Origin of the sequence: Planktothricoides raciborskii GIHE-MW2, from assembly GCF_040564635.1 — a bacterium.
Taxonomy (GTDB): domain Bacteria; phylum Cyanobacteriota; class Cyanobacteriia; order Cyanobacteriales; family Laspinemataceae; genus Planktothricoides; species Planktothricoides raciborskii.
This window is the reverse complement of record NZ_CP159837.1, coordinates 5,042,262-5,065,129: the sequence shown is the minus strand read 5'-3', so window position 1 is coordinate 5,065,129 and position 22,868 is coordinate 5,042,262. Positions and strand designations below refer to the sequence as shown.

Annotated in this window: 22 protein-coding genes; 13 read left to right on the top strand and 9 right to left on the bottom strand. The window is 41.0% G+C overall.

What is annotated here, in order from left to right; genetic code table 11:
* Window positions 1-341 precede the first annotated feature (341 nt).
* The 3 genes from ABWT76_RS21680 to ABWT76_RS21670 all read left to right on the top strand — a co-directional run bounded on the left by ABWT76_RS21680 (window position 342) and on the right by ABWT76_RS21670 (window position 1,996).
* Window positions 342-914, top strand: a complete 573-nt coding sequence (locus ABWT76_RS21680) for a hypothetical protein (RefSeq protein WP_054465433.1) — start codon at window positions 342-344, stop codon at window positions 912-914.
* A gap of 6 nt (window positions 915-920) precedes the next feature.
* The gene (locus ABWT76_RS21675; RefSeq protein WP_054465434.1) at window positions 921-1,355 is read left to right on the top strand and encodes a hypothetical protein; all 435 of its coding nucleotides are present in this window, start codon (window positions 921-923) and stop codon (window positions 1,353-1,355) included.
* 383 nt (window positions 1,356-1,738) lie between these two features.
* Window positions 1,739-1,996, top strand: a complete 258-nt coding sequence (locus ABWT76_RS21670; protein ID WP_054465435.1) for a hypothetical protein — start codon at window positions 1,739-1,741, stop codon at window positions 1,994-1,996.
* Here ABWT76_RS21670 and ABWT76_RS21665 read toward each other — a convergent pair.
* The 3 genes from ABWT76_RS21665 to ABWT76_RS21655 all read right to left on the bottom strand — a co-directional run bounded on the left by ABWT76_RS21665 (window position 1,993) and on the right by ABWT76_RS21655 (window position 5,092).
* Complete coding sequence (locus ABWT76_RS21665; RefSeq protein ID WP_199317259.1) at window positions 1,993-3,294, bottom strand: pentapeptide repeat-containing protein; 1,302 nt, start codon at window positions 3,292-3,294, stop codon at window positions 1,993-1,995. The two genes, ABWT76_RS21670 and ABWT76_RS21665, sit on opposite strands and share 4 nt — an antisense overlap.
* 434 nt (window positions 3,295-3,728) lie before the next feature.
* Window positions 3,729-4,649 carry an Npun_R2821/Npun_R2822 family protein gene (locus ABWT76_RS21660; protein WP_054465437.1) on the bottom strand — a complete coding sequence of 307 codons (921 nt, stop codon included), beginning with the start codon at window positions 4,647-4,649 and terminating at the stop codon, window positions 3,729-3,731.
* A gap of 257 nt (window positions 4,650-4,906) precedes the next feature.
* Window positions 4,907-5,092, bottom strand: coding sequence for a hypothetical protein (locus tag ABWT76_RS21655; RefSeq protein WP_190877387.1), 186 nt, complete (start codon window positions 5,090-5,092; stop codon window positions 4,907-4,909).
* An 861-nt stretch (window positions 5,093-5,953) separates the two neighbouring features.
* On the opposite strand from ABWT76_RS21655, the gene ABWT76_RS21650 reads away from it, so the two are divergent.
* Together ABWT76_RS21650 and ABWT76_RS21645 are read left to right on the top strand one after the other, a co-directional pair.
* Window positions 5,954-6,253 (top strand): hypothetical protein, encoded by a 300-nt coding sequence (locus ABWT76_RS21650; RefSeq protein ID WP_054465439.1) that lies wholly within the window; start codon window positions 5,954-5,956, stop codon window positions 6,251-6,253.
* Between the two features lie 81 nt (window positions 6,254-6,334).
* The gene (locus ABWT76_RS21645) at window positions 6,335-6,697 is read left to right on the top strand and encodes a PEP-CTERM sorting domain-containing protein (protein WP_054465440.1); all 363 of its coding nucleotides are present in this window, start codon (window positions 6,335-6,337) and stop codon (window positions 6,695-6,697) included.
* A gap of 228 nt (window positions 6,698-6,925) precedes the next feature.
* Here ABWT76_RS21645 and ABWT76_RS21640 read toward each other — a convergent pair whose 3' ends face one another.
* The 3 genes from ABWT76_RS21640 to ileS all read right to left on the bottom strand — a co-directional run bounded on the left by ABWT76_RS21640 (window position 6,926) and on the right by ileS (window position 11,360).
* Complete coding sequence (locus ABWT76_RS21640) at window positions 6,926-7,348, bottom strand: type II toxin-antitoxin system VapC family toxin (RefSeq protein WP_054465441.1); 423 nt, start codon at window positions 7,346-7,348, stop codon at window positions 6,926-6,928.
* Window positions 7,345-7,590 (bottom strand): hypothetical protein, encoded by a 246-nt coding sequence (locus ABWT76_RS21635; protein WP_054465442.1) that lies wholly within the window; start codon window positions 7,588-7,590, stop codon window positions 7,345-7,347. The genes ABWT76_RS21640 and ABWT76_RS21635 overlap by 4 nt, the downstream gene beginning before the upstream one ends.
* Window positions 7,591-7,796: 206 nt before the next feature.
* A complete protein-coding gene (gene ileS, locus ABWT76_RS21630) occupies window positions 7,797-11,360 on the bottom strand; it encodes an isoleucine--tRNA ligase (protein ID WP_354636433.1) in 3,564 nt (1,187 codons plus the stop codon).
* Between the two features lie 293 nt (window positions 11,361-11,653).
* On the opposite strand from ileS, the gene ABWT76_RS21625 reads away from it, so the two are divergent.
* Entirely contained in the window at window positions 11,654-12,085 is a 432-nt protein-coding gene (locus ABWT76_RS21625; protein WP_231636682.1) for a hypothetical protein, read from the top strand.
* On the top strand, window positions 12,082-12,495 hold the full coding sequence (locus ABWT76_RS21620; protein ID WP_054465443.1) for a hypothetical protein: 414 nt from the start codon (window positions 12,082-12,084) through the stop codon (window positions 12,493-12,495). Before ABWT76_RS21625 ends, ABWT76_RS21620 begins: the two co-directional genes overlap by 4 nt.
* Before the next feature lie 498 nt (window positions 12,496-12,993).
* Here the strand turns inward: ABWT76_RS21620 and ABWT76_RS21615 are convergent, their stop codons facing one another.
* Both ABWT76_RS21615 and ABWT76_RS21610 read right to left on the bottom strand, forming a co-directional pair.
* Entirely contained in the window at window positions 12,994-13,188 is a 195-nt protein-coding gene (locus ABWT76_RS21615; protein ID WP_354634940.1) for a hypothetical protein, read from the bottom strand.
* Between the two features lie 318 nt (window positions 13,189-13,506).
* Window positions 13,507-14,337 carry a hypothetical protein gene (locus ABWT76_RS21610; RefSeq protein WP_190877389.1) on the bottom strand — a complete coding sequence of 277 codons (831 nt, stop codon included), beginning with the start codon at window positions 14,335-14,337 and terminating at the stop codon, window positions 13,507-13,509.
* A gap of 253 nt (window positions 14,338-14,590) precedes the next feature.
* On the opposite strand from ABWT76_RS21610, the gene ABWT76_RS21605 reads away from it, so the two are divergent.
* From ABWT76_RS21605 to ABWT76_RS21585, 5 genes are all read left to right on the top strand, one after another.
* Window positions 14,591-15,184, top strand: coding sequence for a GTPase (locus ABWT76_RS21605; protein WP_354634939.1), 594 nt, complete (start codon window positions 14,591-14,593; stop codon window positions 15,182-15,184).
* A gap of 13 nt (window positions 15,185-15,197) precedes the next feature.
* Window positions 15,198-15,992 carry a GTPase gene (locus ABWT76_RS21600; protein WP_354634938.1) on the top strand — a complete coding sequence of 265 codons (795 nt, stop codon included), beginning with the start codon at window positions 15,198-15,200 and terminating at the stop codon, window positions 15,990-15,992.
* Between the two features lie 106 nt (window positions 15,993-16,098).
* Complete coding sequence (locus ABWT76_RS21595) at window positions 16,099-16,371, top strand: hypothetical protein (RefSeq protein WP_190877395.1); 273 nt, start codon at window positions 16,099-16,101, stop codon at window positions 16,369-16,371.
* An 856-nt stretch (window positions 16,372-17,227) separates the two neighbouring features.
* Window positions 17,228-17,458, top strand: a complete 231-nt coding sequence (locus tag ABWT76_RS21590) for a hypothetical protein (RefSeq protein ID WP_190877397.1) — start codon at window positions 17,228-17,230, stop codon at window positions 17,456-17,458.
* 108 nt (window positions 17,459-17,566) lie between these two features.
* The gene (locus tag ABWT76_RS21585) at window positions 17,567-20,002 is read left to right on the top strand and encodes an ATP-binding cassette domain-containing protein (RefSeq protein ID WP_054465451.1); all 2,436 of its coding nucleotides are present in this window, start codon (window positions 17,567-17,569) and stop codon (window positions 20,000-20,002) included.
* 20 nt (window positions 20,003-20,022) lie between these two features.
* Here ABWT76_RS21585 and ABWT76_RS21580 read toward each other — a convergent pair whose 3' ends face one another.
* Entirely contained in the window at window positions 20,023-20,907 is an 885-nt protein-coding gene (locus ABWT76_RS21580; RefSeq protein ID WP_354634937.1) for a hypothetical protein, read from the bottom strand.
* Window positions 20,908-22,363: 1,456 nt separating this feature from the next.
* Between ABWT76_RS21580 and ABWT76_RS21575 the strand changes: the two genes are divergently transcribed.
* Complete coding sequence (locus ABWT76_RS21575; RefSeq protein WP_354634936.1) at window positions 22,364-22,858, top strand: antibiotic biosynthesis monooxygenase; 495 nt, start codon at window positions 22,364-22,366, stop codon at window positions 22,856-22,858.
* Window positions 22,859-22,868: the final 10 nt, after the last annotated feature.

The window sequence follows — 22,868 nt, the reverse complement described above, 5'->3', positions numbered from 1 at the left end:
TTTTTTTTGGGAGTGCTGGTGAGGGTAGGACGATCATACTGTAACATACTTTGTCATACCTATGTCACTAAATTATACTTTTTATTTTTATTAAATTTGATCGCAATTTATACTTAATTATACTTTAATATACTGAAAATATTATAGTTTTCCGCTAAAATCGTCTGGACAACATCATTGGGTAAGAAAAACAACCTTGTTATATAGCGGTTTTAATTTTTATGAGTGATTCGAGATACAAAAACCCGGTTTCTCTGAAAACCGGGTTTTTTGGTTGCCAATCATCCTAAACAAAACCGCTGGATATTCTTAGCCGATCGATTAGTTAAATTCATCTTGCCATGACGATAGTCAAAAATTTAAATCCAGATCCGCATGGTGGAGGATACACATTTGTCAGCGTGCTGCTGCAACTGCGGCAAAAAATCCCTAAACCTCACAACACACCTGAATTGAAGGCCATAATCTCAAAAGGTTTAAGAATTGCCCAAGAGACTGATGAGGAATACCAAAAACATGGCACTTTTCTCAGATTAAGAGTCTATCTAATTTACCAAATAACTTTTGAATTATGGTCATATCAGCATCAAATGCTGCTCAAAAATATTGACCGAGTAAGGGATCCGAAATTAGAAGATTATGACCTGGTAAATTCTCATCAAGAATTGGCAATTAATATATTTGATACTTTGGCGAATATAGCTAATATCGAAAACCCCGGTTCAATCAGAAATGATTTCTTGGCGGGATGGGCAGCAACCATTCAGCAATTAGGCAATATGTTTGGGTATCTGCCAAAACCTATGTCAGATTGGAATATTCAAACCATATCTGGCAACCGACTCTATGCGATCATAGCTACTTTTTGTTTTGTTGTCGCCTTGTTGATTGCGACTTTAATACTCATGGGTTGAAATTAAATGAGAGACAAAGAAATAATCCCAATCTTAATTACTGGATTTGCGATCGGCATGATTTGGGACGGAGTGACAACATTTTTGGGAGTAGTTTCGATAGTGGCTGGCCCAGAATTTACTCTGTCTCTGAATATGAATGCTAACAGCTTTGGCGTCTACGGCATTGCTTTTGTGGGAGCCGTTATTGTGTTCTGTTTCAATTTAATCACGATAAATGTTTGGGAAGAAGCCAGCGAAGGACGCTGGATTTTAGCAGCACCTTGGCTATTGTGTATAGTTTTTGACTTTTTCACATCTCTGGCAGGAAATTATCGATTTATCCTTCCCGGTAGACAAAGTGAAATTGCTGTTATAGGAGTGATCTGGTTTATTACTCTACTGACTACTATCAGTCCGATGAGCGTTCGCTATTTAGTTAAGGAATATAGCGAATATTGAATTAGCCGATTAGCCAGGGAGACGAATTTATCTGATATTTTCCCGGACAATGGGCTGGGGAGTTCTAACTTAATTACCCTCTAGGAAAGAAACCGGGTTTCAAAGATAACTTTTGTATGCCAACAATATTTGTCAATAGACCCGGTTTCTGATTTCCTGCAAAGAGTCAAAAAACCGGGTTTTTGATCGGGTTTCAAGAGACAAGGTGGCGGCGGTTCTCCCTTAAATTCATTCTAAGTAATATCAATAAATAGGAGTTAAAGTCATGCAAGGCATTACAATTACTGACCAAACTACTGATGGTTTCCTAGGGGTGAACCTGATAGATATTCTCCAGGCGATCGCCCCCTTTTAACCAGCAAGTAGCAAATCAGCCACCTAGAATGTCTGGGAAAAACAGCGGAAAAAATCAAATTGCCGATGCTCAAGAATTGATATCCGGGGAATTGATATCCGGGGAATTATTATTACAATTAGCAGCAGACATTACTCAAGTAATTGACGGAAAATTTGCCGGCTACCGCATCAATGAAATTCAGCCCTGGTTAATCATCACCGCCGTAGATAGCAGTGCCTACGATGTTGAAACCGTAGATGAAAAAATTCTGAGTCAAGTTCGGCAGCAATTTCAACAAGTTTAGGAAAATGTGGTACTCAAATCTACATCGTCAAGGTTAGCTCCCTCCAAATTCGCCCATTGTAAATTCGCCTTAGTCAAATCGGCCTTTCTCAAATCCGCTTTGCTCAAATTAGCTCCTCTGAGATCCGCTCTAGTCAAATCCACCCCTCTGAGATCCGCTTCACTTAAATTTACCTGATTTAAACTAGCACCTGTTAAATCCGCTTCTCGCAAATCGGCCAATCGTAAATTTGCGCCTCGGAGGTCAACTCTTGTCAAATCAACCCATCGTAAATCTGCTTGACTCAAATCTACCTGACTTAAATTTGCCCCAATCAAATCAGCCCATCTGAGATCGGCATTTTTCAGATTCGCATTTTCTAGAGAAGCTTTTCTTAAATTCGCTTTAGTGAGGTCAGCATCTAACAGCAAAATCTTATTTAAATTTGCATTATTTAAATTAGCTCCCCGTAAATCTGCCCCACTCAAATCTACCCCAGCTAAGTTGACTTCTAACAAAGAAACATTAGGGGCAATTTTATAAGCACCGAACAATGCCAGATCGATCCCATCAGACACTTGTGTTTTAATATCATAGACCGCCTTTTGCAGGTTAATTCCTTTCAGATTCGCCTCTCGCAAATCGGCGCCACTCAAGTTAGCTCGGAATAGATTCACGGCTTCCAGATTGCAGGCAATTAATTTAGCGTTCCTTAAGTTGGCACCCCGTAAATCCGATCGCTTCAGGTTCACTTCACTAAGATCCACTCCACTCAGGTTCACTTGTGGCAACGAGATATTAGAAGTAATCCAGTAAGCACCGGCTTTTTGGGCGTCGAAGCCTTCAATAAAACGAGTTCTCAGATCGTAAACTGCCCGTTGCAAAATCGTGCCTCGGAGATCCGCCTCACTTAAGTCAGCCCCACTCAGATTAGCTCCACTGAGGTTCGCCCCACTCAGATTGGCACTAATTAAGGTCGCCGATCGCAAATTCACCCCTCGGAGATCCGCATCACTCAGGTCTGCACCCAAAAGCTTTGCGCCCCGCAAATTTGCCTCAGTTAATTTACTATCACTTAAGTTAGCAATATTCAGGTTACATTCAGTCAAAATCGCCCCACTCAAGTTAGCACCCGTCAGGTTTGCGCCAATCATATCGGCATAGCTGATGCAGGCTTCACTTAAGTCAGCGCCACTGAGATCGGCATCCCTAAGATATGCACCTCTGAGATACGCTCCTCGGAGGTCTTCTTTTTTTAGGTCTGCCACTTCAATGTGGAGGGGTTTTAATTCGTTGCCAATTGGGTCTTTGCTGGTCAAAATGCAACTACAAAAAATTTCTAGCTATACTTTCTGGCTGGCCGATCGATTCTAGCAATGGATGCTCCGCTAATCGTCATTTGTCCATTTTCCCTGAAGGTGAAATTGATTGATGACACATATGATAGCATTTTTGCCCTCTGATGGTGAATCATTTAACCATCGATGATGGGTTTTACCTTTGATTTCAGCAGAGGATTGCCGAAACAAATTGGCTGATTTATTTTTATAGATCGGCTTTTTTGGGTTATGATTTTCTAAGAATCACTATCCGGTTTAATTAAGGAATAATAGATGAATATAGATGAATTTGAATTGCAGTTTTTTTCCCAAATTAAACCAAAAAACGTATTTAAACGTATTTATAAGATTTGCACTCGCCAGAAATAACGAAAATCATAGATTTGGTTTAATTATCAAATATATGACTGCTACTACATTTTTTGTAAAAAAAATTTCAGCATTTTTTTTATGTTACTACCCAGATTTTTTGATTCAACGATTTGGGGGCTTGTTTCCGGTTTTGGCTCGTTGAGATATCGGTAATGTTCCCAAATATCCCAGTAGGGACAACCTGGTTCAATTCTAATCCCCGCCCAGTGGAGGTACTGCAAAGGTTGACCAATTTTTCCATCAATCAGTTGATTTCCTTGGCGTTGGAAATGGCGACTGCCCGCCCAACTTCCGGGGGCACCACCAGGACGCCGCACAAGATTAAACCGCCGTTTGACTAGCTTTAAAATCATATAATTAATAATCGGTTGATCCGATGTTTTTTGGGAAAAATCAAAATATTCTGGATGGGCAGCACATTCTCGAAAAGTTTCGGATAAATCTTGTTCGGTGATTAAGCATTTTTTTGCCGCCCACCAGCCACAATTAAACAAATCTTGTAAATCGGTTTGGGCGAACACCTGATTTTCAATCACCGCTGGAGTAAATACATTGGTGATGCCGCCTAAATGTTGATAGTCACAACAGAGAAAGTCACAGTCGGATAAGTAATTTAAACAGTCAATGATTTTCTCAAACACTACAATATCGGTATCCAGGTATAAAAATTCATCAAAGGGTCCAAACCAACAGGCTTGTTTTCTAAATTGATTCGGTCGAGCAAAGAAATTTTCGCCAAAAATTTGTTGTAAGTTTTTGGATAGGCGATCGATAAAAGCTAAATCTGGGTAAATTTGCACCCCATAGTCTTTTTCCAGCCGTGCGGCTACGGTTTGATACTTATCATCGTAAGGAATCAAAATAATTGGCGTTTCACTATCGTAAGCTCGGATACTATTCAGTAAGGCGATCGCCTGATCCATTACCCGGTCATTTGCCGTAATATAAATGCCACGAGTCATTGAGCAATCCTCATTTAATCATTGGTGGGTGGTGGAAACCATCGGTGGACAGTTTTATTGTAGGGTATATTTTAGGCTACTGTGTCTAGGGGATGGGGGTTACGCTCATTTTATATAAAGAAATTTTTACTTTTAAGTGTTCAGTAAGGTTTTAGCGAATAATGATTCAATCTTTCCCCAGAATACCCCAGAATAATGTTAGATAAACTAACCAAATCTGCTTTGATTTTAGTTAACCCTAGTTAACCCTTGGGCAATTAAAATTCAGCGGGTCGGGCAGCAATAAGCGCGATCGCTGTTCGTGGGATATTCCGATCATAGACCAACCCTGGGAAAGTAATTATAGGGGCGATCGCATTTTCTCTGATAAATTTGGTCTGATAAATTTTCTCTGATAAATTTTGTCCGATAAATTTGGTCTGATAAATTGCGATCGATGCCATAATATCTCACCTGAGATTCAGGGTCAAGATTAATTGTACATTCAACTGGATAAGTTTTGTCCCAATAATAGGCGGTATCATGGTCATCCCAAAACTCTCCGATCTCTTAATAAGAAATAGCATTGAAAATAGAGGCTTCGGCATTGGTCATTTTCCTCGCAGATAATATTAAGGCATTGCCATCTTCCTTATAGATGAAGAAAACAATCAAGTATCGTCCACTGTCTGTTTGACCATAAGCGGCATAGACGTTTTCATTCTGACGGTTTCCTTTTTCATGCTTATCGTATAAGTGAAAACCGCAGTAAAACTTCTATTACCTCGTATTCTTGGACATTGTGCTTGCGATCGAGTTTCTCAACTATTTTATCCAGGAAGATTAAATCAAAGATTTCCAAATAAATTTGAACTCCTGTCTCCTGTCTTGATGCTTGTCATCCCCGATCTATTATAACCCACTTATGAGAATCGTCTCAAGCTGACTCGTCTGCACGATCGCCTCTGAAAGATATTCTAGATGCTGCTACATCCGCTGCCAGATCCGCTATCCACTGCAATATATTGATTGGTGAGCGCTCACTTACCTAAAACTATCAGCAACTTTCTTGCAACTCCGATGCAGCAAAGCATTATTCGACCTCAAAATAAATTTGATATTTTATTTAACAATTCGCAAACAATCTTTATAAATTCAAATATTTTTTTACATTTATTTGATTCGTTTTTGTGGTAATCGTTTCAGGGTTTTTCCCAAAAGTTTAGAATCGAAATCATCTTAAAAAATGACTGAAATCACACTGAGGAAAGTTTAACAGAGCTAGATTGAGTATAAATACTGAAGACTCAATTCAAGGTGCAATTATGAACTTGAAACTTTCTACCCTGGCAGCTATTGTTTCCGCTGGAATTGCGATGGGAGTCTCCCTGCCAGCCAAAGCCGCAACGTTTGTCTTTTCCGATTCGGTGTTTAACGATCAAGATTGGACGGTAATTTCTCGTTCTTCTGGAACAGGTGGCAGTGTATCTGTTAACCACATTGGTGGAACCTCCTCTGGATATCGGCAGATTAATCAGACTGTTAATCGAGGAAGTTCCAGTCAGAATGGTTCAATTTCTAGCACACATTTGTGGGTTGGAGCCACATACAATCCTCAAACTTAAGGAGCAATTGAGTCAATTGACTATTTAGAGTTTGCGTTTACTAACCGGGGATCTCAAGGTCAGGGATCTGGACTTATTTTAGTGCAAGACGGCAATACTTATTTAGCAGCTTATCATTATATTCCGGAACGGAACTGGACACAGAAATCATATACTGGTTTAGAAGCATCAGATTTTAGCTTGGCTTTTGCTGACGGTAATGTCAATAATCTTCATCCAGATTTTACAAAAAATGGATCGGAAATCACCTGGGGTTTCTTCCGCGCCAACAGTAGCTGTCGCAATTGTTCAGGCTATACTGTTGTAGGCGGTATTGATGATTGGAGCGTGACGGTACATACAGCCGATCCAGTCCCCGAACCCTCTTCAATTTTAGGCGCTATAGCTGGTGGTACATTTGGCATCCGCTTTTTTAGAAAAAAACGCTCTCTCCTTAACAATTAAGACTAATAGACCTCTTGCAAAATAAATATTTCGCTCCCCCGAACCCCCCTTAAAACCGCCATCGGCTTTTAGGAATTTTGCACTCTTGTCTAATACATATTACTATCGGGCTTGCCTCTTAGACTGAGAAGAAAGGTGAGAAACCCGGTTTCTATGCGTTAACAATTCAGTGAGTAAAATTCACCCGCTAAGGCCGCCACACACCGATATTTTGTCTACTTGTGATAATTATCGCTCGTTAGGAATCACTAAAGGGATGATTTCATTTTTATTTTTCCGATAGATTCTAAAGTCACTATCAAGGGTCAAGACAAGGCTATTCGGATAAATCTCTGCCATACGCACTAAACAGGCATCTGCTAGAGACATCGGAACAGACTGGTAACGTTGCATTAATTGATGAACCATCGAAAATTCATCGATGAGTCTAAACGGAATTTTTAGCTTTTGGCTGTTAATCAAGTTTAGAATGGTTGTTTCTGCACCATAAATTTTTCTTAACAAAAAGCAGGTTTCAGTTATCACAGGTTCGCAGGTTATGATTGGTGAAGAAATATTGTTGAGTTGATTTTTGACCCAACTATGGTATTGTTCGCTACGGTTTAAAAGAGCAACCAGAAACCCTGTGTCAATAATTACTGTTGGTTTCATTCTGTGCCGAATCCTTCTAAGTATTTTTTATTGGTGGCCAAATCGCCGGGTCCCCCTTCTAGGCATCCGATAAATTCATGGGCATCTTCTAAAAAGGATCTGCTTTCTGGGGATACATCTGTGTTTTCGGTCTTGGTTTCTGGATAACGTTTTTTGAGAAGTTGAATGAAGTCAATGAGTAAGTCTTGCGCTTCTGGTGGCAGAGTTTGAATGTCGTTTTGAATTTCTTCTATGCTCATCATAGTTGTTATCTCCTAAAAAGATTAAGAAACCGGGTTTCTGTGAGAATTGTTGCTGCAAATTTCCAGATTTTGCCAAGAAACCCGGTTTCTGTCCCCGTGTCGCCCAACCAACCAAGAAACCGGGTTTCTATGAACAGGTTGGTGGGGTGACAGAGATTTTGCCAAGAAACCCGGTTTCTGTCCCCGCGTGATGAAAGATTCAGCGGTTAAAATTCACCCGCTAGGGCAGCCACACACCGATCGCAGATAGTGGGATCTTCCGATGACTGACCAACAGTGGGGGAATAATTCCAACAGCGATCGCACTTTTCACCGTCGGCATTCACCACAGCGATCGCCAAATTATCAGCAATCATCTTATACTCCAATTGCTCGAAATTAGCGGCAGAATCCACTAATTCCACTTGGGAAGCAATCAACAGATAACGCAATTCATCCACCCCATTACCCAAAGGAATAAAGGTTGGCGAATTCTTCGTTTCTTCAACTGGGGTGGGTGGATTTAACATCGCTTCTTGGATGGGAAACTCATCGCGAACTTCCAACTTTTGACTGCCACGATTTGCCCGTTGTAGCAGTTTTTCCTTGAGTAAAGAAGGAATTTCTGGGGTATTTTCTGTGGCCGGTTCTGGGGCTATTTCTAAGGCAGAATCGCTGATTTCTAATCCCGGTTCTGGGGCAATTTCCTTGACGGATGGTTTGCCCAGAATTTCTTCTGTCCAGTAGCGAATAAACTCAGATAATTCTTTCCGAGTAGCCGCTTTAAGTAAATAACGATAGCCAAACCAGATTAAATAACCCAAACCGACAGATTTAAAGAATCCTTCCGCCAGGAAAATTTCATTCAGGGTATTGATTACCGCGATAGTGATATAAAGTGCTAAAGAGGCGATCGCCAATAGCATCACCATCACCAATACTCGTTGATATTCCGTGAAGAATTTACCCGCATAATCGGGATAATCTGATAACACTTCCAAGATAGTTTTCCAGATTTTCTCTGGATTTAATGACGCTTTGGAAAATTCCGAATTTAACGGAGTGGGTTCTGCCGCATCCGTTGCCGCATCCGTTGCCGCATCCGTTGCCGCATCCGTTGCCGCATCCGTTGCCGCATCCATTGCCGCATCCGTTGCCGCATCCGTTGCCGCCACCATTCCCGGATTCATTTTGGCCAAATTTTCCCGCAATTCGGTATCAGAAACATAAAGTAAAACTTTAGCTTCCAAAGAAGAACCGATCGCCTTATTTTTCCGGGCTTCTTCCATCACTTGATTGACTTCACCGCGAACCTTCCGCAGCTTTTGCCAAAGTTCCGACATTTCTGGATGTTTCCACTCATCTTCTACCTTCACCCAACCCGCTTGGAATACCGACTTATAAGGGGTAGAATAAGGCAGATTTTGCCAGATATCTTCTGCCATGTGGCAGAGGACAGGGGCGATCGCTTTAGCCAAATTTTCCAGGGCGATCGCCAACACCGTTTGGCAACTACGACGACGATAACTATCTGTCGCACTAATATATAGTCGGTCTTTGGCAATATCTAAATAAAAATTAGATAAATCTACCACGCAGAAATTCTGCACCGTTTGGAAAAAGCGGAAAAACTGATAAGTTTCAAAAGCATCTGTCACCTCCGCAAACACTTCCGTCATGCGGTGCAACATATACCGATCTAACTCTGGTAAATCATCATAAGCGATCGCATCTTTTGCCGGATCGAAATCATGGAGATTACCGATTAAAAAGCGGGCAGTATTGCGGATTTTGCGATAAATATCCGCCATTTGCTTGAGGATATTTTTCCCCAAAGGCACATCAGAAGAATAGTCTACGGACGACACCCACAAACGCAACACATCAGCCCCATAAGCGGGTTCTTCTTTTTGGTTTTTGCCCCCATTAATCACGATCGCCGGGTCAACCACATTCCCGATGGATTTACTCATTTTGCGGCCTTGTTCATCCAGCACAAAACCGTGAGTCAACACCTGTTTATAGGGCGCAACCCCATTATTTGCCACACTGGTCAACAAACTGGACTGGAACCAACCGCGATGCTGGTCAGACCCTTCCAAATACATATCCACGGGATAAACTAAACCCGGGCGTTGTTTCGCCACTGCTGCCCAGGATGAACCGGAATCAAACCAGACATCCATCGTATCCGTGCCCTTGCGGTATTTTTTGCCATTATTGCGATAAGATTCCGGCAGCAGGGCTTCCGTTGCCATCAGCCACCAAGCATCCGACCCTTTTTGGGCAATCACCGCTTGCACATAGGCGATCGTCTCTTCATTTAATAGCGGTTCGCCAGTTTCTTCCTCATAAAATACCGGAATCGGCACCCCCCAAGCCCGTTGGCGAGAAATACACCAGTCAGACCGTTCCGAAACCATTGCGGTAATCCGGTTTTCCCCTTGGGCGGGAATCCACTTCACCTCACGAATAGCTTTTAACGCCTCTTCCCGGAAACCTTCCACCGAAGCAAACCATTGTTCTGTAGCCCGGAAAATCGTGGGTTTTTTCGTGCGCCAATCATAAGGATACTTGTGAACGTAGGGTTCCTCTTTCAGCAACGAACCGGCTACTTTCAGGGCTGCAATTACCGCCTCATTGCCTTTGTCCAGCACATTTAACCCAGCAAATTGTCCCGCTTCCTCGGTAAAATTGCCATCTCCATCAACCGGGGCAAAAATATCTAAGCCATAACGCAAACCCACGGCGTAGTCTTCCAAACCGTGACCGGGGGCAGTATGCACTAAACCAGTCCCCGACTCCGTGGTCACATAATCCCCACCGATCACTACAGGACTTTCCCGGTCATATAAAGGATGACGATAAGTGCAATGTTCTAAGGCTTGACCCTTGATGGTGGAAATCACCGTCAGTTGGGTGGATAAAGTCGCACAGAGGCGATCGACCAACTCTGCCGCCACAATCCAATACTTGCCTTCGGGAGTTTCCACCAGGGCATAATTCAAATCCGGGTTAACACTGACCGCCAAATTCCCCGGAATTGTCCAAGGGGTCGTAGTCCAAATGGCCACCGAGAGATTAGGTAAATACTGCTGCCAATCTTCCGGCACTGTTGGCGCTAACTTCGTCACCGGAAAAGCCGCATAAATACTCCGAGAAGTATGGCCTTCGGGATATTCTAACTCCGCTTCTGCCAAAGCCGTTTGGGAACTAGGGCTCCAGTGAACGGGTTTCCGTCCGCGATAAATATAGCCCTTGAGCACCATTTGGCCAAAAACGCCAATTTGCGCCGCCTCATATTCCGGCAGCAAACTCAAATAGGGATTTTCCCAATCGCCCCAAACCCCATAGCGTTGGAAATCCTTACTCTGTTGTTTCACCGTAGTCAAAGCAAACTTCTTGGCTTTTTGCCGCAACTTCAACGGAGTGAGTTCTTCCCGTTCCTCTGGCTTCATAGCTTGGAGGACTTTTAACTCAATCGGCAAACCGTGGCAGTCCCAACCCGCCACATAGCGGACTTTCCGCCCTTGCAATAGTTGGTAGCGGTTAATAATATCTTTAAGAATCTTGTTTAAAGCATGACCAATATGTAGATTGCCGTTCGCGTAGGGCGGGCCATCGTGCAAAATAAACGGTGGCCCTGGATTATTTTGGGACAGTTGTTCATATATCTGATTATCTGCCCAAAATTTCTGGATTTCTGGCTCTCGGACTACGGCATTTGCCCTCATGTCAAACTTGGTCTGAGGCAAGTTGACGGTATCTTTATAAGTTTTAGCTTCTGTCACCGTTAGCTGGCTCCCGAATTCTCCTGGAAGATTGCTCGATCCATTATAAGTCCCAGCGCCAAGAAACCGGGTTTCTGCGACAATTTTTGCCATAATACCGAGATTTGGGCAAGAAACCCGGTTTCTCAACCCCACGAGAGGACCCCAGGACCCAAGAAACCGGGTTTCTGCGACAATTTTTTTTTGCCACCAAAAATAAACTTAAATTAAGAAACCCGGTTTCTCGACCCCCAGCCAATCTCCCACTATTCGGTAAACTAATATTCGCTTATCTCACAATTACGCTGATTCCATTGTCTAACTTTCTGCCCAACCCCGAACCGGGGAAAAATCTACCCCCAGACCGATGGGGTCATCTAACTTTTTACGAGCGTCGGTATCTCCAAGATGCCATCAAAGCCTATGATGCCATTGTCGATCGCGTTGATGATATCGGTCAAATTGCCAATCGCTATCAGTTGGATATCGAAGACGTTCGACGGGCGAAAGATTATGCTTTTGGCAGTGGGGTATCTCGCTATGAGTTTGCCCCAGACTCGCGGATGGCAGAAGCCTGGGTTAGAATGGCATCAGGAACAGAAACTGCTATCGATGAAATTCTATTAAGGCATGAAATCCTGGAGTCCTATCTGGTGAGCCAAGGGATGAATCAACCTGATGCTCACACGCTGACTCAACAAAGATATCCCTGGTCTATCCTAATAACTCAGAGGCCAAATCAATGAACCTATCAAATGAACAAAAATTTATCGCCGCCTTAGAGATTTGCCAATCTCTTGCCGCATTAAAATATCAAAAAACTCATCTCACCTTTGAGGCAATTAAGTTGTTTTGCGAATTGGCCAAAGACCCAGCTAATTTCTTGGCCTTGCGTCATCAATATGCGCCGGAAATTGCCGCAGCATTAAAAGCAGTTGAAGCTTATGGCACCAGTGTCGATAACTGGCGAGTTGACTGTGAAATCGGTTTCGGCGTCAAAGATCACTGTAATATTATCAGCTTCTTTCTGAACTTTCCCACGGGGAATTTCACTAGGTTTAGCGGTAATTTGGCAACTCCTGAAATCATCACCGAACTAATTGCAGATTGGCAAGGCATTGATTTAGCTCCTTTGGTATTAGTCGGGGTGGTTTAGATATGACGTGCTTTTTTTGCTGGCAGATAAAATTGGCTTGCATATCAAATAATTCTGCCTCAGCAAACCGTCTGCCCCTACAATATTTTAAGCAATAAATTATCTGCCGGAATGATATTCTAAGCAATACGGGCGTGTTCTTGACCGTAGGGGCGAATGGCCATTCGCCCCTACAATATTTTAAGCAATAAATTATCTGCGGTCATGCTCCGCCCCTACAGGTATTTGACCAAGAAACCGGGACCCAAGCGACTATTTCTGCTACCAAAAATAAACTTAAATTAAGAAACCCGGTTTCTCGGCTCCCGCGAGAAGACCCAAGGACCTAAGAAACCGGGTTGAAAGCGACAATTTTTGCCATAATACCGAGATTTGGGCAAGAAACCCGGTTTCTCAAACCCCGCGAGAGAACCCAAGAAACCGGGTTGAAAGCGACTATCTCTGCTACCAAAAATAAACTTAAATTAAAAAACCCGGTTTCTCTGCCCCCACACTCCCCTAACGCCGCTTCAGCCGCGCTGCTGCCTCTGGATGGGTCGCCAAATAATCCTTTAACCAGTCATAGCCCCGCCCTAACAACTGCTCTAAACTTTCCACCCGCCACAACCGCGCCGTTTTGTCATCGCTTCCCGTAGCCAGATATTCGCTATTGGGACTAAAACTTACACTAGACTTCTTGCAAAATTCGTGCAAAGCCCCCCTTTTTAAGGGGGGTTGGGGGGATCAATTCGGATTTTTGCAAGAGGTCTACTATTTACCCTGCCTTGATGACCGGAAAACTCCGCGACTTGATTGCCCTGCATATCCCACAACCTGGTCGTTAGGGGACTACCAGAATGTTGCTGAAAGAAACAGGTGTTCAGTAGTTCTAAGTTATGAATTTTAAATTCTCCCCACTGGGTAAATTTAGTTGAATGGAAACAAGGAGATGTCTCTCTTCATAGACTTATGCTTTAATTATTATTTATATATTTCTTGCCGGAAATTTTAGGGTAATAGTGGCGGTTAACTTTATTCTCCTGAGCCATTGAATGTTTCTTGTCTTAAACCTTTTAAAAAATCTCGTATAATTAATTCAGGGTTGTTTTGGCAAATATTCTCAGTATAATAGCGAATCAAATCAATACCTTGACCTAAAATATAATGATTCGCATCTTCTAAATCATTATCCTCATCAGGAATAATATCCAATATTCCACATTTACCCCGATCGATAATCAAAAATAAAACTTTTTTAGTAATTTTGCCTTTAGCTGTGATCATTCTCAGCATAGTATTAGGTGAAAAAATAATATTCATTTCATCTAAAATATCAGCAATTTTCGCTTCTACTTCAGTATTAAATCTAACGTTATTCCAGATATAATCATTTTTATCATCAACCGTCTTCAATTCTATTTCCGGCTCATCGTTCCGATCTGGTAAATCATTTTGATACAAATCACCTTCGCTATAACTATTTAAAAAGTGTCCTAGTCGTCTAGCTTCACTAAGATTAGCTGCACTGATACTTGCACCAGTGAGATTAGCCCCTTCAAGATTAATTGAAATAATTTGATTATGATGAATATGATGATGTCTTCTTCCGATAAATCGTCTCAAAACTAATTCTAAATTATCTTGATTGACGGGTTCATCAAAAGCCGTTGATAACTTTCGCCATAACACAGAACTAGAATTTCTAATGGATTGCAATTGATAATGAGCATCTTTAGCAATCTCAGGATACGACTTTCCTTGTAAAACTTGACGAATAATAATCTTTTCAAGTTTCTTTAATCGAGGTAGGTGTTTTTCCTCTAATGCCGTTGTCACAAAATATAATGCTTCCTCAGTTTTCATAATCTATATTACCATTATTTATTGACTTATAACTGTCTGGATTAACTAATTATTAAAAAAATCTGTAATTTTAGTGATGTTTATAGTATAGCTACCATGTTGCAATTTGCCAAGAAGTTGCTTATAAAGAGGATAGTGGGATGGAAACCTGAGAGGTGTAAGACCCCCGTTAATGTTTAACATAGAAACAGGAGTTCTCTCGGTTTGTTTTCTATTCCCCACATGAATTATCCACTATTCTGCAACAATTCTAATGAGAACGTTAGCAGTTTTTGGTCAAGCAGGGTCAGGAAAAACCAGTCTATGTAATAGTTTATTTGGACTCGATTGGAAAACAGATCCGGCTATAGATTGTACTAAATATATCTTTCAATATGAGGGAAATTTTGTTTCCTCCTTAAATGGGAATCAACTTCCCAAGTGGAAACTACATGATACTCCCGGAGTTGGCGCCAGCGAAGATATTCACCAAAATCGTTTACAAGAACTTCTTGACACATTTCATCAAGTAGATGTGATTGTTTGGGTTATTCAAGCTGATACTCGTGCGTTACGAGTCGATCAAGAAGCCATCCTAGATTTAACCAGTAACGGTCAAAAAATACCAGAATCTCATTTAATTTTGGCGATTAATCAAATTGACCGAGTACACCCAGAAAATTGGGATGAAGTTAATAATATTCCTTCCCCCGAACAACAGGAAATTATCCCCGACAAAATCAGTCTGGCTCATAAGCGATTTTCCCCTTATCTACCAATATCCATAGAACATATTATACCTTGTTCTACTGTTAAAAGATATGGTTTAGATCGGCTTGTATATACAATTCATCAACCATTTTTATAAGTGAGGTTGTGTTATGTCACTTTTTCGCAAAAAAGCATCTCCAGAACAAGAAGAATTGATTAATAAGTTGCGGGGAGTGTTAGGGGAAAAAGAATTTAAACAGTTTCAACGTATCTTTCAGGATGAATTAGCCAAACCTCCTAAAGTTGCCATTATTGGCAAGGCGGGAGTAGGTAAAAGTACCACGATTAATTCACTTTTTAACTTAGAAGAAAAAGTAAGTCATAGCGATACAGGAACAACCCAAGATAATCAAAGAGTTGTTAGGCTTCCTGATGGGGGTAAATTAGCAATTATTGATATGCCCGGTATGGGGGAAGATATTGAATTAGATCGACGATATATGGAAATATATCGCAGAGTATTACCTCAATCTGATGTAGTTCTATATGTTCTACAAGCCAATACTAGAGCCTTAGAACAAGATCAAAAAATTCTCAGAGATATTGTTCAAAATGTGATGGGTAATTTAAAAGGAAGATTAGTCATTGGACTAAATCAAGTGGATAAAATGGGTCCAGGTAGCTGGAATGACAAATTTAATTTTCCGTCTCCCGAACAACAAGACAATATAGATCGTAAGTGTCAGGATATTCAGCAAAAAATCAGTCGCAGCTTAGGTATTAAAGTTGAGCAAATTGAATATTATTCAGCTATTAAGCGATTTCGGCTTTGGTTTTTGTTAGCTGCAATTATTAAATCAGCAGGTAATGTCGGTTGGAAATTTTCCCTTAATCCGGCTGACCCCACAGAGCTTATTTCTAATCCAGAAGTAAGAGAAATTTTCATAGATAAATTAGCCCAATAAAATCAAGATTAAAAAAAATTATTGTTTTTATGCGTTACGAAGAGTTAGAAAAAGTTAATTTATCTAACCATTAGACAAAAAATGAAAATCAAAAAGGAGTTGTTTTATGCGTTACGACGATTTAGATAGCGATGAAAAATTCTTAATAAACAATTACAGAGAACTCAGAAAATATACTGCTGAAGAGAGAGAAATTATTAGAAATTATCGGCAGTTATCTAAATCTCAAAAAGAAGCTGCCTTAGCAAGTGAATCGTCTTTTCAAGAATGGATCAAAAAATCTGTCAGATGGGTGTGGGACAGAATCGTTGAATATGCGATGCAGGAGGCACTCACCGCTTTGTTTAATTGCTTAAAACAGCAATTTTTTGGATATTGATATGACGATATGCCTGAATTTTATTGTTTAATAAATGGTATGAAATTTTCACATTTTTATACCATTTATTACATATTTTTTTATTTACAAAAAAATTTTATATAAAAAAATAAAACTAATAATAAAAGATTAACTTTCTACCTGGTAACGGGGATCGAGTAAATAGATTATTAAACATCACGAAACTCTTTCTAATTCGGTAAGCTGATATGCGGTTATCTCACAATTCCGCTATTCAGCTTTTATGTGAAGTGGCACGGGAACCAAGAGATTTACTGGATTTGTGCCACCAGTATCATAGCCAAATAGAACCCGCAGGCCATTGCTAACTATAAAGAGCATCTATTGTAGGGTCGTAAGCATTGCGATTTTAAAATAAATAACTGTAAAAATAAATGATATTTTTATGCTGATTATGCTAAATTAGTTATGGGTTTTTAGGCATTTTTTTATTTTTTTGTAGGGGCGAAGCATGACCGCCAAGAATCTAGGGGTTAAAAGCAAAAATTTGTTACGGTCATGCTTCGCCCATAAGCATTTTTCTATTTTCACCAAGATAAAATTGCTCTAGGACGAATTGCATTCGCCCCCTACAGCGGTTTTCAGGTTGGTCAACCACAAATATCCGTAAGGGCGAAGCATTCCGGTACAAAATTTTTTATTTTGTTCCAGAGATTATATGCGGTCATGCTTCGCCCCTACTAATATCTGTGGTCTATTCAGCAGAAAAACGCTGTAAAAACTAAGAAATACTCTGATATGCAAATAGAAAAAATCGGTGAATTCCTGGAGTGTGTGGTGCCGAATTTTATCGGTTTGTATTTGAATAGACAATTCTAGCTTTCGTAAAGCACTCGTGTCTAATAGTTATTTAGGAGTTGCTTTGAGTGTGATTCTGTTGCTGTGGCATTGGCAAACAGAAATCAACCCCGATCGCCCCCAAAGACCCCTGCTAATTTCCCTAGGGGTGGTAATTCTGTTAACCTTGCCCTACCCCAGCGGTGGATCCACCGCAAAGGCGATCGCGCTGCCTCCAGCATTCAACCAACCCATCAACGGTTATTGTCCGCAGCTACTCGACATATAATTTATTGGTGCGTTACCGCACGGAACGGCACCTTACTGATAGAGGCTTTGCGTAAGTTCTGATAATAGTCAAAAAGTGGTGATCGGTAGCGATCAAGGAGTAAAGCAGATGAATAACCAAATTCCCACAACGGTTTTCGGCAGCAGACCTTATTTAACTCTGAACAACCAAGGACAAACCATCCGGTTGGAATTGACTAAACCCATGCATATTTTAGGCAGACCGGGAGGAGACGCAGACCTGCTAGTTCCCGATCCTCAGCAGTGGAAAATTCTGTCCCGCGAGCACGCGGTGCTTCGGCAAGTGGGGAATGACTACCATATTTATGATGGCTATAAAAATAAACCCAGTACCAATGGCTTATTTTTAGACCGAACTCGGATTACTTTTACTGATGGGTTGGCACTCACCAATGGGATGGAATTACGGATCGGTCAAAATCCCAAAGACCAGATTATTTTGACTTATTTTAATCCGATGGGAAATCAAGCGGTTGTTCCCCCGTCCCAGTCTTCAGTTGATCTGAATGATCCGAAAAATCAGCCATTGGTTATTGGTCGCGACCCGGTGAACGCGCAGCTACATTTAGAAAGCCCGATTATTTCCCGGCGCCACGCTATTATTCAACCCGCAGGGACGGGGAAATATCTATTACAAGATATTAGTACCAATGGGGTTTTTGTTAATAATCAACGAGTCCAAGATAAAGCCGATTTGACTGATGGGGATACGATTAAAATTGGCCCTTATACTTTGGTCTTGCGAGGCGATCGCCTGCATATTCTGGATCGGGGCAACCAAATTCGCTTAGATGCAGAAAATTTGCTGCGAATAGTTTACGATCAAAAAGAGAAGAAAGAGATACGATTACTAGACCAGGTTAATTTGGCGATCGAACCAGGGCAGTTTGTGGCTTTGGTGGGGGGAAGTGGGACGGGAAAATCTACATTAATGAAGACATTATTAGGGATTAGTCCGACCACGGAAGGAAAAGTTTATCTAAATGGCGATGATTTGCGGCAAAACTTTAATATGTATCGCCATCAAATTGGTTATGTGCCCCAAGATGACATTATTTACAGTCAATTAACCGTGACTGAAGTATTAACTTATGCCGCTAAATTGCGCTTACCCCCAGATATCGATCTAAAAGAAGTCGTGGAAAAAACTCTCAAAGATATTGAAATGAAAAATTTGGAGAATAACTTGGTAGCTACCCTGAGTGGGGGACAGCGTAAACGAGTTAGTATTGGGGTAGAATTGTTAGCCGATCCCAAATTATTCTTTTTAGATGAACCCACCTCCGGTTTAGATCCGGGTTTGGATAAAAAGATGATGGAATTGTTGAGAAAATTAGCGGATCAAGGTCGGACGATTATTTTAGTCACCCATGCTACGGCGAGTATTATGATGTGCGATCGCATTGTGTTTATGGGACTTGGGGGGCGGTTATGCTACTTTGGCGAACCCAAAAACGCCTTTCAATTCTTCAAAATCACCAGCGGGAATTTTGCTGATATTTACAATCAACTAGAAAACGAAGCCAACGTGAAAAAATGGGCTGCTGATTTTCTCAAATCTCCTTACTATCACCAGTATATCACTAATTATCTCAGCAGTCAACCGCCAAATACTCAAAATTCTAGTCATCAAAGTTCTGCCCAAAAATCAGCCAAACCGAAACAAGTCAAAGCTTCACCTTGGCAGCAATTATCGATTTTAACTAATCGCTATTTAAAACTAATTCTCCGTGACAAGATCAACTTAGGATTATCTCTCCTTACTGCCCCGGTAGGAATTGGTTTAATGACATTAGCCCTGCCAGATAAAAATCCTTTAATTGGCGAACCAGAACCATCCTTAGCCCCCTTAGCCCTTAAAGTATTATTTGTGTTTACTTGTGCGGCACTTTGGGTGGGATTTTCAGCATCTTTGCAAGAAATTGTCAAAGAAGCAGCGATTTATTTTCGAGAAAGATTAGTAAACTTAGGACTAGGGGCTTACCTGGGTTCAAAGGCGATCGTCTTAGGGCTTTTAGCCCTAGGGCAAACCCTCTTAATTACCGGGACAATTTTACTGGGCTTCAAATCTCCAGAACCGGAATTAATGTCCTGGTCTTTAGGGTTAGCTATTACCACATTTCTCTCTTTATTTACTTGTATCAGTCTGGGATTGCTGGTTTCTGCCGTGGCCAAAAATAGTTCTCAAGCCAATAGTGCGTTGCCGCTTTTATTGCTACCACAAATTATTTTTTCTGGAGTGTTATTTAAAATGGAAGGGGCAGCAGAAAAGATTTCTTGGTTCATGTTGAGTCGTTGGTCTGTGGGGGCTTATGGTTCTTTGGTAAATGTCAATGCAATGGTGCCAAACGCGGAGAATTATTTAGATGCGAATTTGAACCCCATTCCCCTCCCTTTTGATCCGACTCCAATTTATGATGCAACTTGGGATAACTTAGCCTCAAATTGGGGGATGTTGTTGTTGCATACGGGGATATATTTGGGTTTGACTTTGTGGGTGCAAAAGCGCAAGGATATTTGCTAATATTTGAGAATTGAGGTGATTTAGGCATTACTCAAATGGTCTAAAAAATCTTGCACAATGCGATCGCTCTCTTTTAGACATTCTGCAACATCGTAATCAGCAATCAGGTGAATTCCCTGAGATTTCAATGATTGAAAAAGGCGCGATCGCTCATCATCTCCGGGCATAATTTCGGCGACATTTTCCGGCATAATTTCGGCGACATTTTCCGGCGATATCCCTTTTTTTACCGCCAATAATCCCCACTTGCCTTCATAACAGATTAAAAACCCTGGCACCGAATTTTCTCGACCTCTTGCCGAAGTTAGTCTGCCTTTACCATTGGGGAAAAATAACACCCCGGTTTGGTCTAATGCTTCTGCTATTTTTACCTCAGATTCCGAGTCAAACTCCCACCCATGCCATTGATAGGTTTTTTCGGGAAAACCAGCAATTTTTTCCGATGAATAAAAGTGTCTGTGGCGAAATTTTGACCGAGGTGGGGGTTTTTCCTGAGAAGTTTTTTGGGGCGGAGAATCATGCAAACAAAAATTAGCTTCACTCAAATCACCCAGGATATTTTCTCCACCAATATTGTCTCCACTAATACTCGCCCCACTAAGATTAACTTCAATGACTAAATTGCGCGGTTTTAAATGATGTTGCTGTGCGTAGCGCCGAATTACTGATTTAAGATTACTTTTTTTCACCTTTTCCCCAAAAGCGTCTGATAATTGTTGCCAAAGTTTTGCCCCAGCGCATTTTAAATATTCCTTATCATAGCCAGAAACATGAGCGATCGCCTCATAAGAAGTGCGTCCTTGCCAACATTCCCGAAAAATGATTTCTTGAACATCGTTCAGCGGTTCTTCTTCTGCTTCTAAAACCGTTTCTGCGAGGGTCAATGCTTCGTCAACACTCATCATAGTTTTTGGGATCTAGTATTTTTAGATAATAATGATACATTATTCTGTAGGTTGGGTTGAGGAACGAAACCCAACATTAGAATCATTACAGGCAATAACCCAGTTTTTGATAAAATAATCAGCCACATCATCACAACTCCACATCTGTCACCTCCTGGTTTCAAATTGACTATCGTAGCCTGATAGTTGCCCTGTATTCCCGGATGATTAATTTAACTGAGCCAACCAAGCGGCTAAATCATCAACCGCCAGGGAATGAATTCCCTGGCTAATAGCGCAAGTCGGTTAAAACCGACTAAAATTCTGTACGGGTCAATGGCCGTTGACCCGTACTAAGCATGATTAGTCGGATTTATCCGACTTGCGCTATGAGGCGGGGGTTTTAACCCCCGACGGGTGTGGTTTACTCATTAGAAAACCGCTGTAATTTAACTAAGCCAACCAAAAAAATTCTACCATTCATCGGTCTTGAGAAACGCTGAGAAACCGGGTTTTTTCCTGGGGTTAACCCAGAATTTCCGCAAAAAATCCAAAAACCCGGTTTCTGGGGCGACCCAAAGAGCAGAAACCGGGTTTTTTCCTGGGGTTACAGCGGTTTTCTATTAAATCTACCACCATGATTTGTAGGGGCGAAGCATTCCGGCAGACAAATTATTGCTGAAAATATTAATCCAAATACCGGAATGCTTCGCCCTAGCGTGGTTCAGTAATCTGAAAACCGCTGTAACCCAGAATTTCCGCAAAAAACCCCAAAAACCCGGTTTCTGGGGCGCCCCGAAAGAGCATAACAAACCGGGTTTTGTGCCAAAAATCTCAAAAACCCGGTTCCTGGAATTATCTCTCGACAAAAGTTGTTACTTTTTATCACTTTTTATTACTTTTTCTTACTGACAAAATCTCTCCCAACTTGCTACATTATTTCTCAAGCAATTAATAGACTGATTGCCTAAATCCAAAACCACCCTTTTTTCGCATATTTTTTTGATCGAACCTGGTTTCTCCGTAATTTTGCGTAAATTTTGTGGTGCATCAGAAACCGAGGTTTTGCTCATCTGCTTAACCCCAAATTACCGGCCAAATGGCCAAACATAACTTAATGTGATAATTTATACCAAATTTACAAAATATAGCGTTTCTCATCTTTATGAGGCACTTATTTTTCTCTGTCATTCCCGCGAATGCGGGAATCCACAGATACACTACACCTCACAATATTTCAAACTGCTATATACAGATAAATGATCTCCCCAACCCCCCTTAAAAAGGGTGGCTTAATGGGTGTGTTGCCTGATGTGCAGGAAATTGGTATTAAATTCAGGGTTTTCTCTGGCAATTGAAATGAAAACCCATATGCTCTTATCACTCAGACAATTTCCCAGACATCAGCCCAGAGATCAAGCCTAAATCTTAAAACCAAAATCGCTAATTATTCATTTTTGAATAAATCTGAAATAAAATGTCAATGACCCACCCATCTTCAAGGGGTAATCAAACAAGATTGCCCAGACCAAAACCTATAATTACAATAGATACTTTTCCTGTTTCACGAGAGCAAGTTGACGATTTATTAGATAAATGGAATTATGTGGTATCTGAAATTTCCCATTTTGACAATTTTAACAGTATCAATTTGTATCAAAATTTATCCCATATTAAAACTAATTGGATACTCCAAATTGAGTGGAAATCCTCGCAACACCTAAACCAAGCTTTATCTCATGCAGACTTTCAAGCATTCCAGGACTTTCTGAATCAATGGAATATTGCAATTTCGCAACAATCAGAATCATATTCTCCCCAAATATATAGGAAATTTCCAGGAATCAACTTTGACCCGGATCGATCAAGCCCAAAAAATCCTTGGATAATCTCCAGATATATTCTGATCATAATTCTGTTTTGCTTGGCTATATTAACTGCATTGATAATGCTCATGTTCAGATCATTTTGAGATAAAGGAT

Bases quoted from the DNA above. Each gene is read 5' to 3' on its own strand.
- ABWT76_RS21650 (WP_054465439.1), top strand. From the start codon at position 5,954: ATGAACTTGAAACTTTCTACCCTGGCAGCTATTGTTTCCGCTGGAATT.
- ABWT76_RS21680 (WP_054465433.1), top strand. From the start codon at position 342: ATGACGATAGTCAAAAATTTAAATCCAGATCCGCATGGTGGAGGATAC.
- ABWT76_RS21605 (WP_354634939.1), top strand. From the start codon at position 14,591: ATGAGAACGTTAGCAGTTTTTGGTCAAGCAGGGTCAGGAAAAACCAGT.
- ABWT76_RS21635 (WP_054465442.1), bottom strand. From the start codon at position 7,590: ATGATGAGCATAGAAGAAATTCAAAACGACATTCAAACTCTGCCACCA.
- ABWT76_RS21660 (WP_054465437.1), bottom strand. From the start codon at position 4,649: ATGACTCGTGGCATTTATATTACGGCAAATGACCGGGTAATGGATCAG.
- ABWT76_RS21675 (WP_054465434.1), top strand. From the start codon at position 921: ATGAGAGACAAAGAAATAATCCCAATCTTAATTACTGGATTTGCGATC.
- ABWT76_RS21620 (WP_054465443.1), top strand. From the start codon at position 12,082: ATGAACCTATCAAATGAACAAAAATTTATCGCCGCCTTAGAGATTTGC.
- ABWT76_RS21655 (WP_190877387.1), bottom strand. From the start codon at position 5,092: ATGGCATCGATCGCAATTTATCAGACCAAATTTATCGGACAAAATTTA.
- ABWT76_RS21575 (WP_354634936.1), top strand. From the start codon at position 22,364: ATGTCAATGACCCACCCATCTTCAAGGGGTAATCAAACAAGATTGCCC.
- ABWT76_RS21670 (WP_054465435.1), top strand. From the start codon at position 1,739: ATGTCTGGGAAAAACAGCGGAAAAAATCAAATTGCCGATGCTCAAGAA.
- ABWT76_RS21610 (WP_190877389.1), bottom strand. From the start codon at position 14,337: ATGAAAACTGAGGAAGCATTATATTTTGTGACAACGGCATTAGAGGAA.
- ABWT76_RS21580 (WP_354634937.1), bottom strand. From the start codon at position 20,907: ATGATGAGTGTTGACGAAGCATTGACCCTCGCAGAAACGGTTTTAGAA.
- ABWT76_RS21600 (WP_354634938.1), top strand. From the start codon at position 15,198: ATGTCACTTTTTCGCAAAAAAGCATCTCCAGAACAAGAAGAATTGATT.
- ABWT76_RS21585 (WP_054465451.1), top strand. From the start codon at position 17,567: ATGAATAACCAAATTCCCACAACGGTTTTCGGCAGCAGACCTTATTTA.
- ABWT76_RS21595 (WP_190877395.1), top strand. From the start codon at position 16,099: ATGCGTTACGACGATTTAGATAGCGATGAAAAATTCTTAATAAACAAT.
- ABWT76_RS21640 (WP_054465441.1), bottom strand. From the start codon at position 7,348: ATGAAACCAACAGTAATTATTGACACAGGGTTTCTGGTTGCTCTTTTA.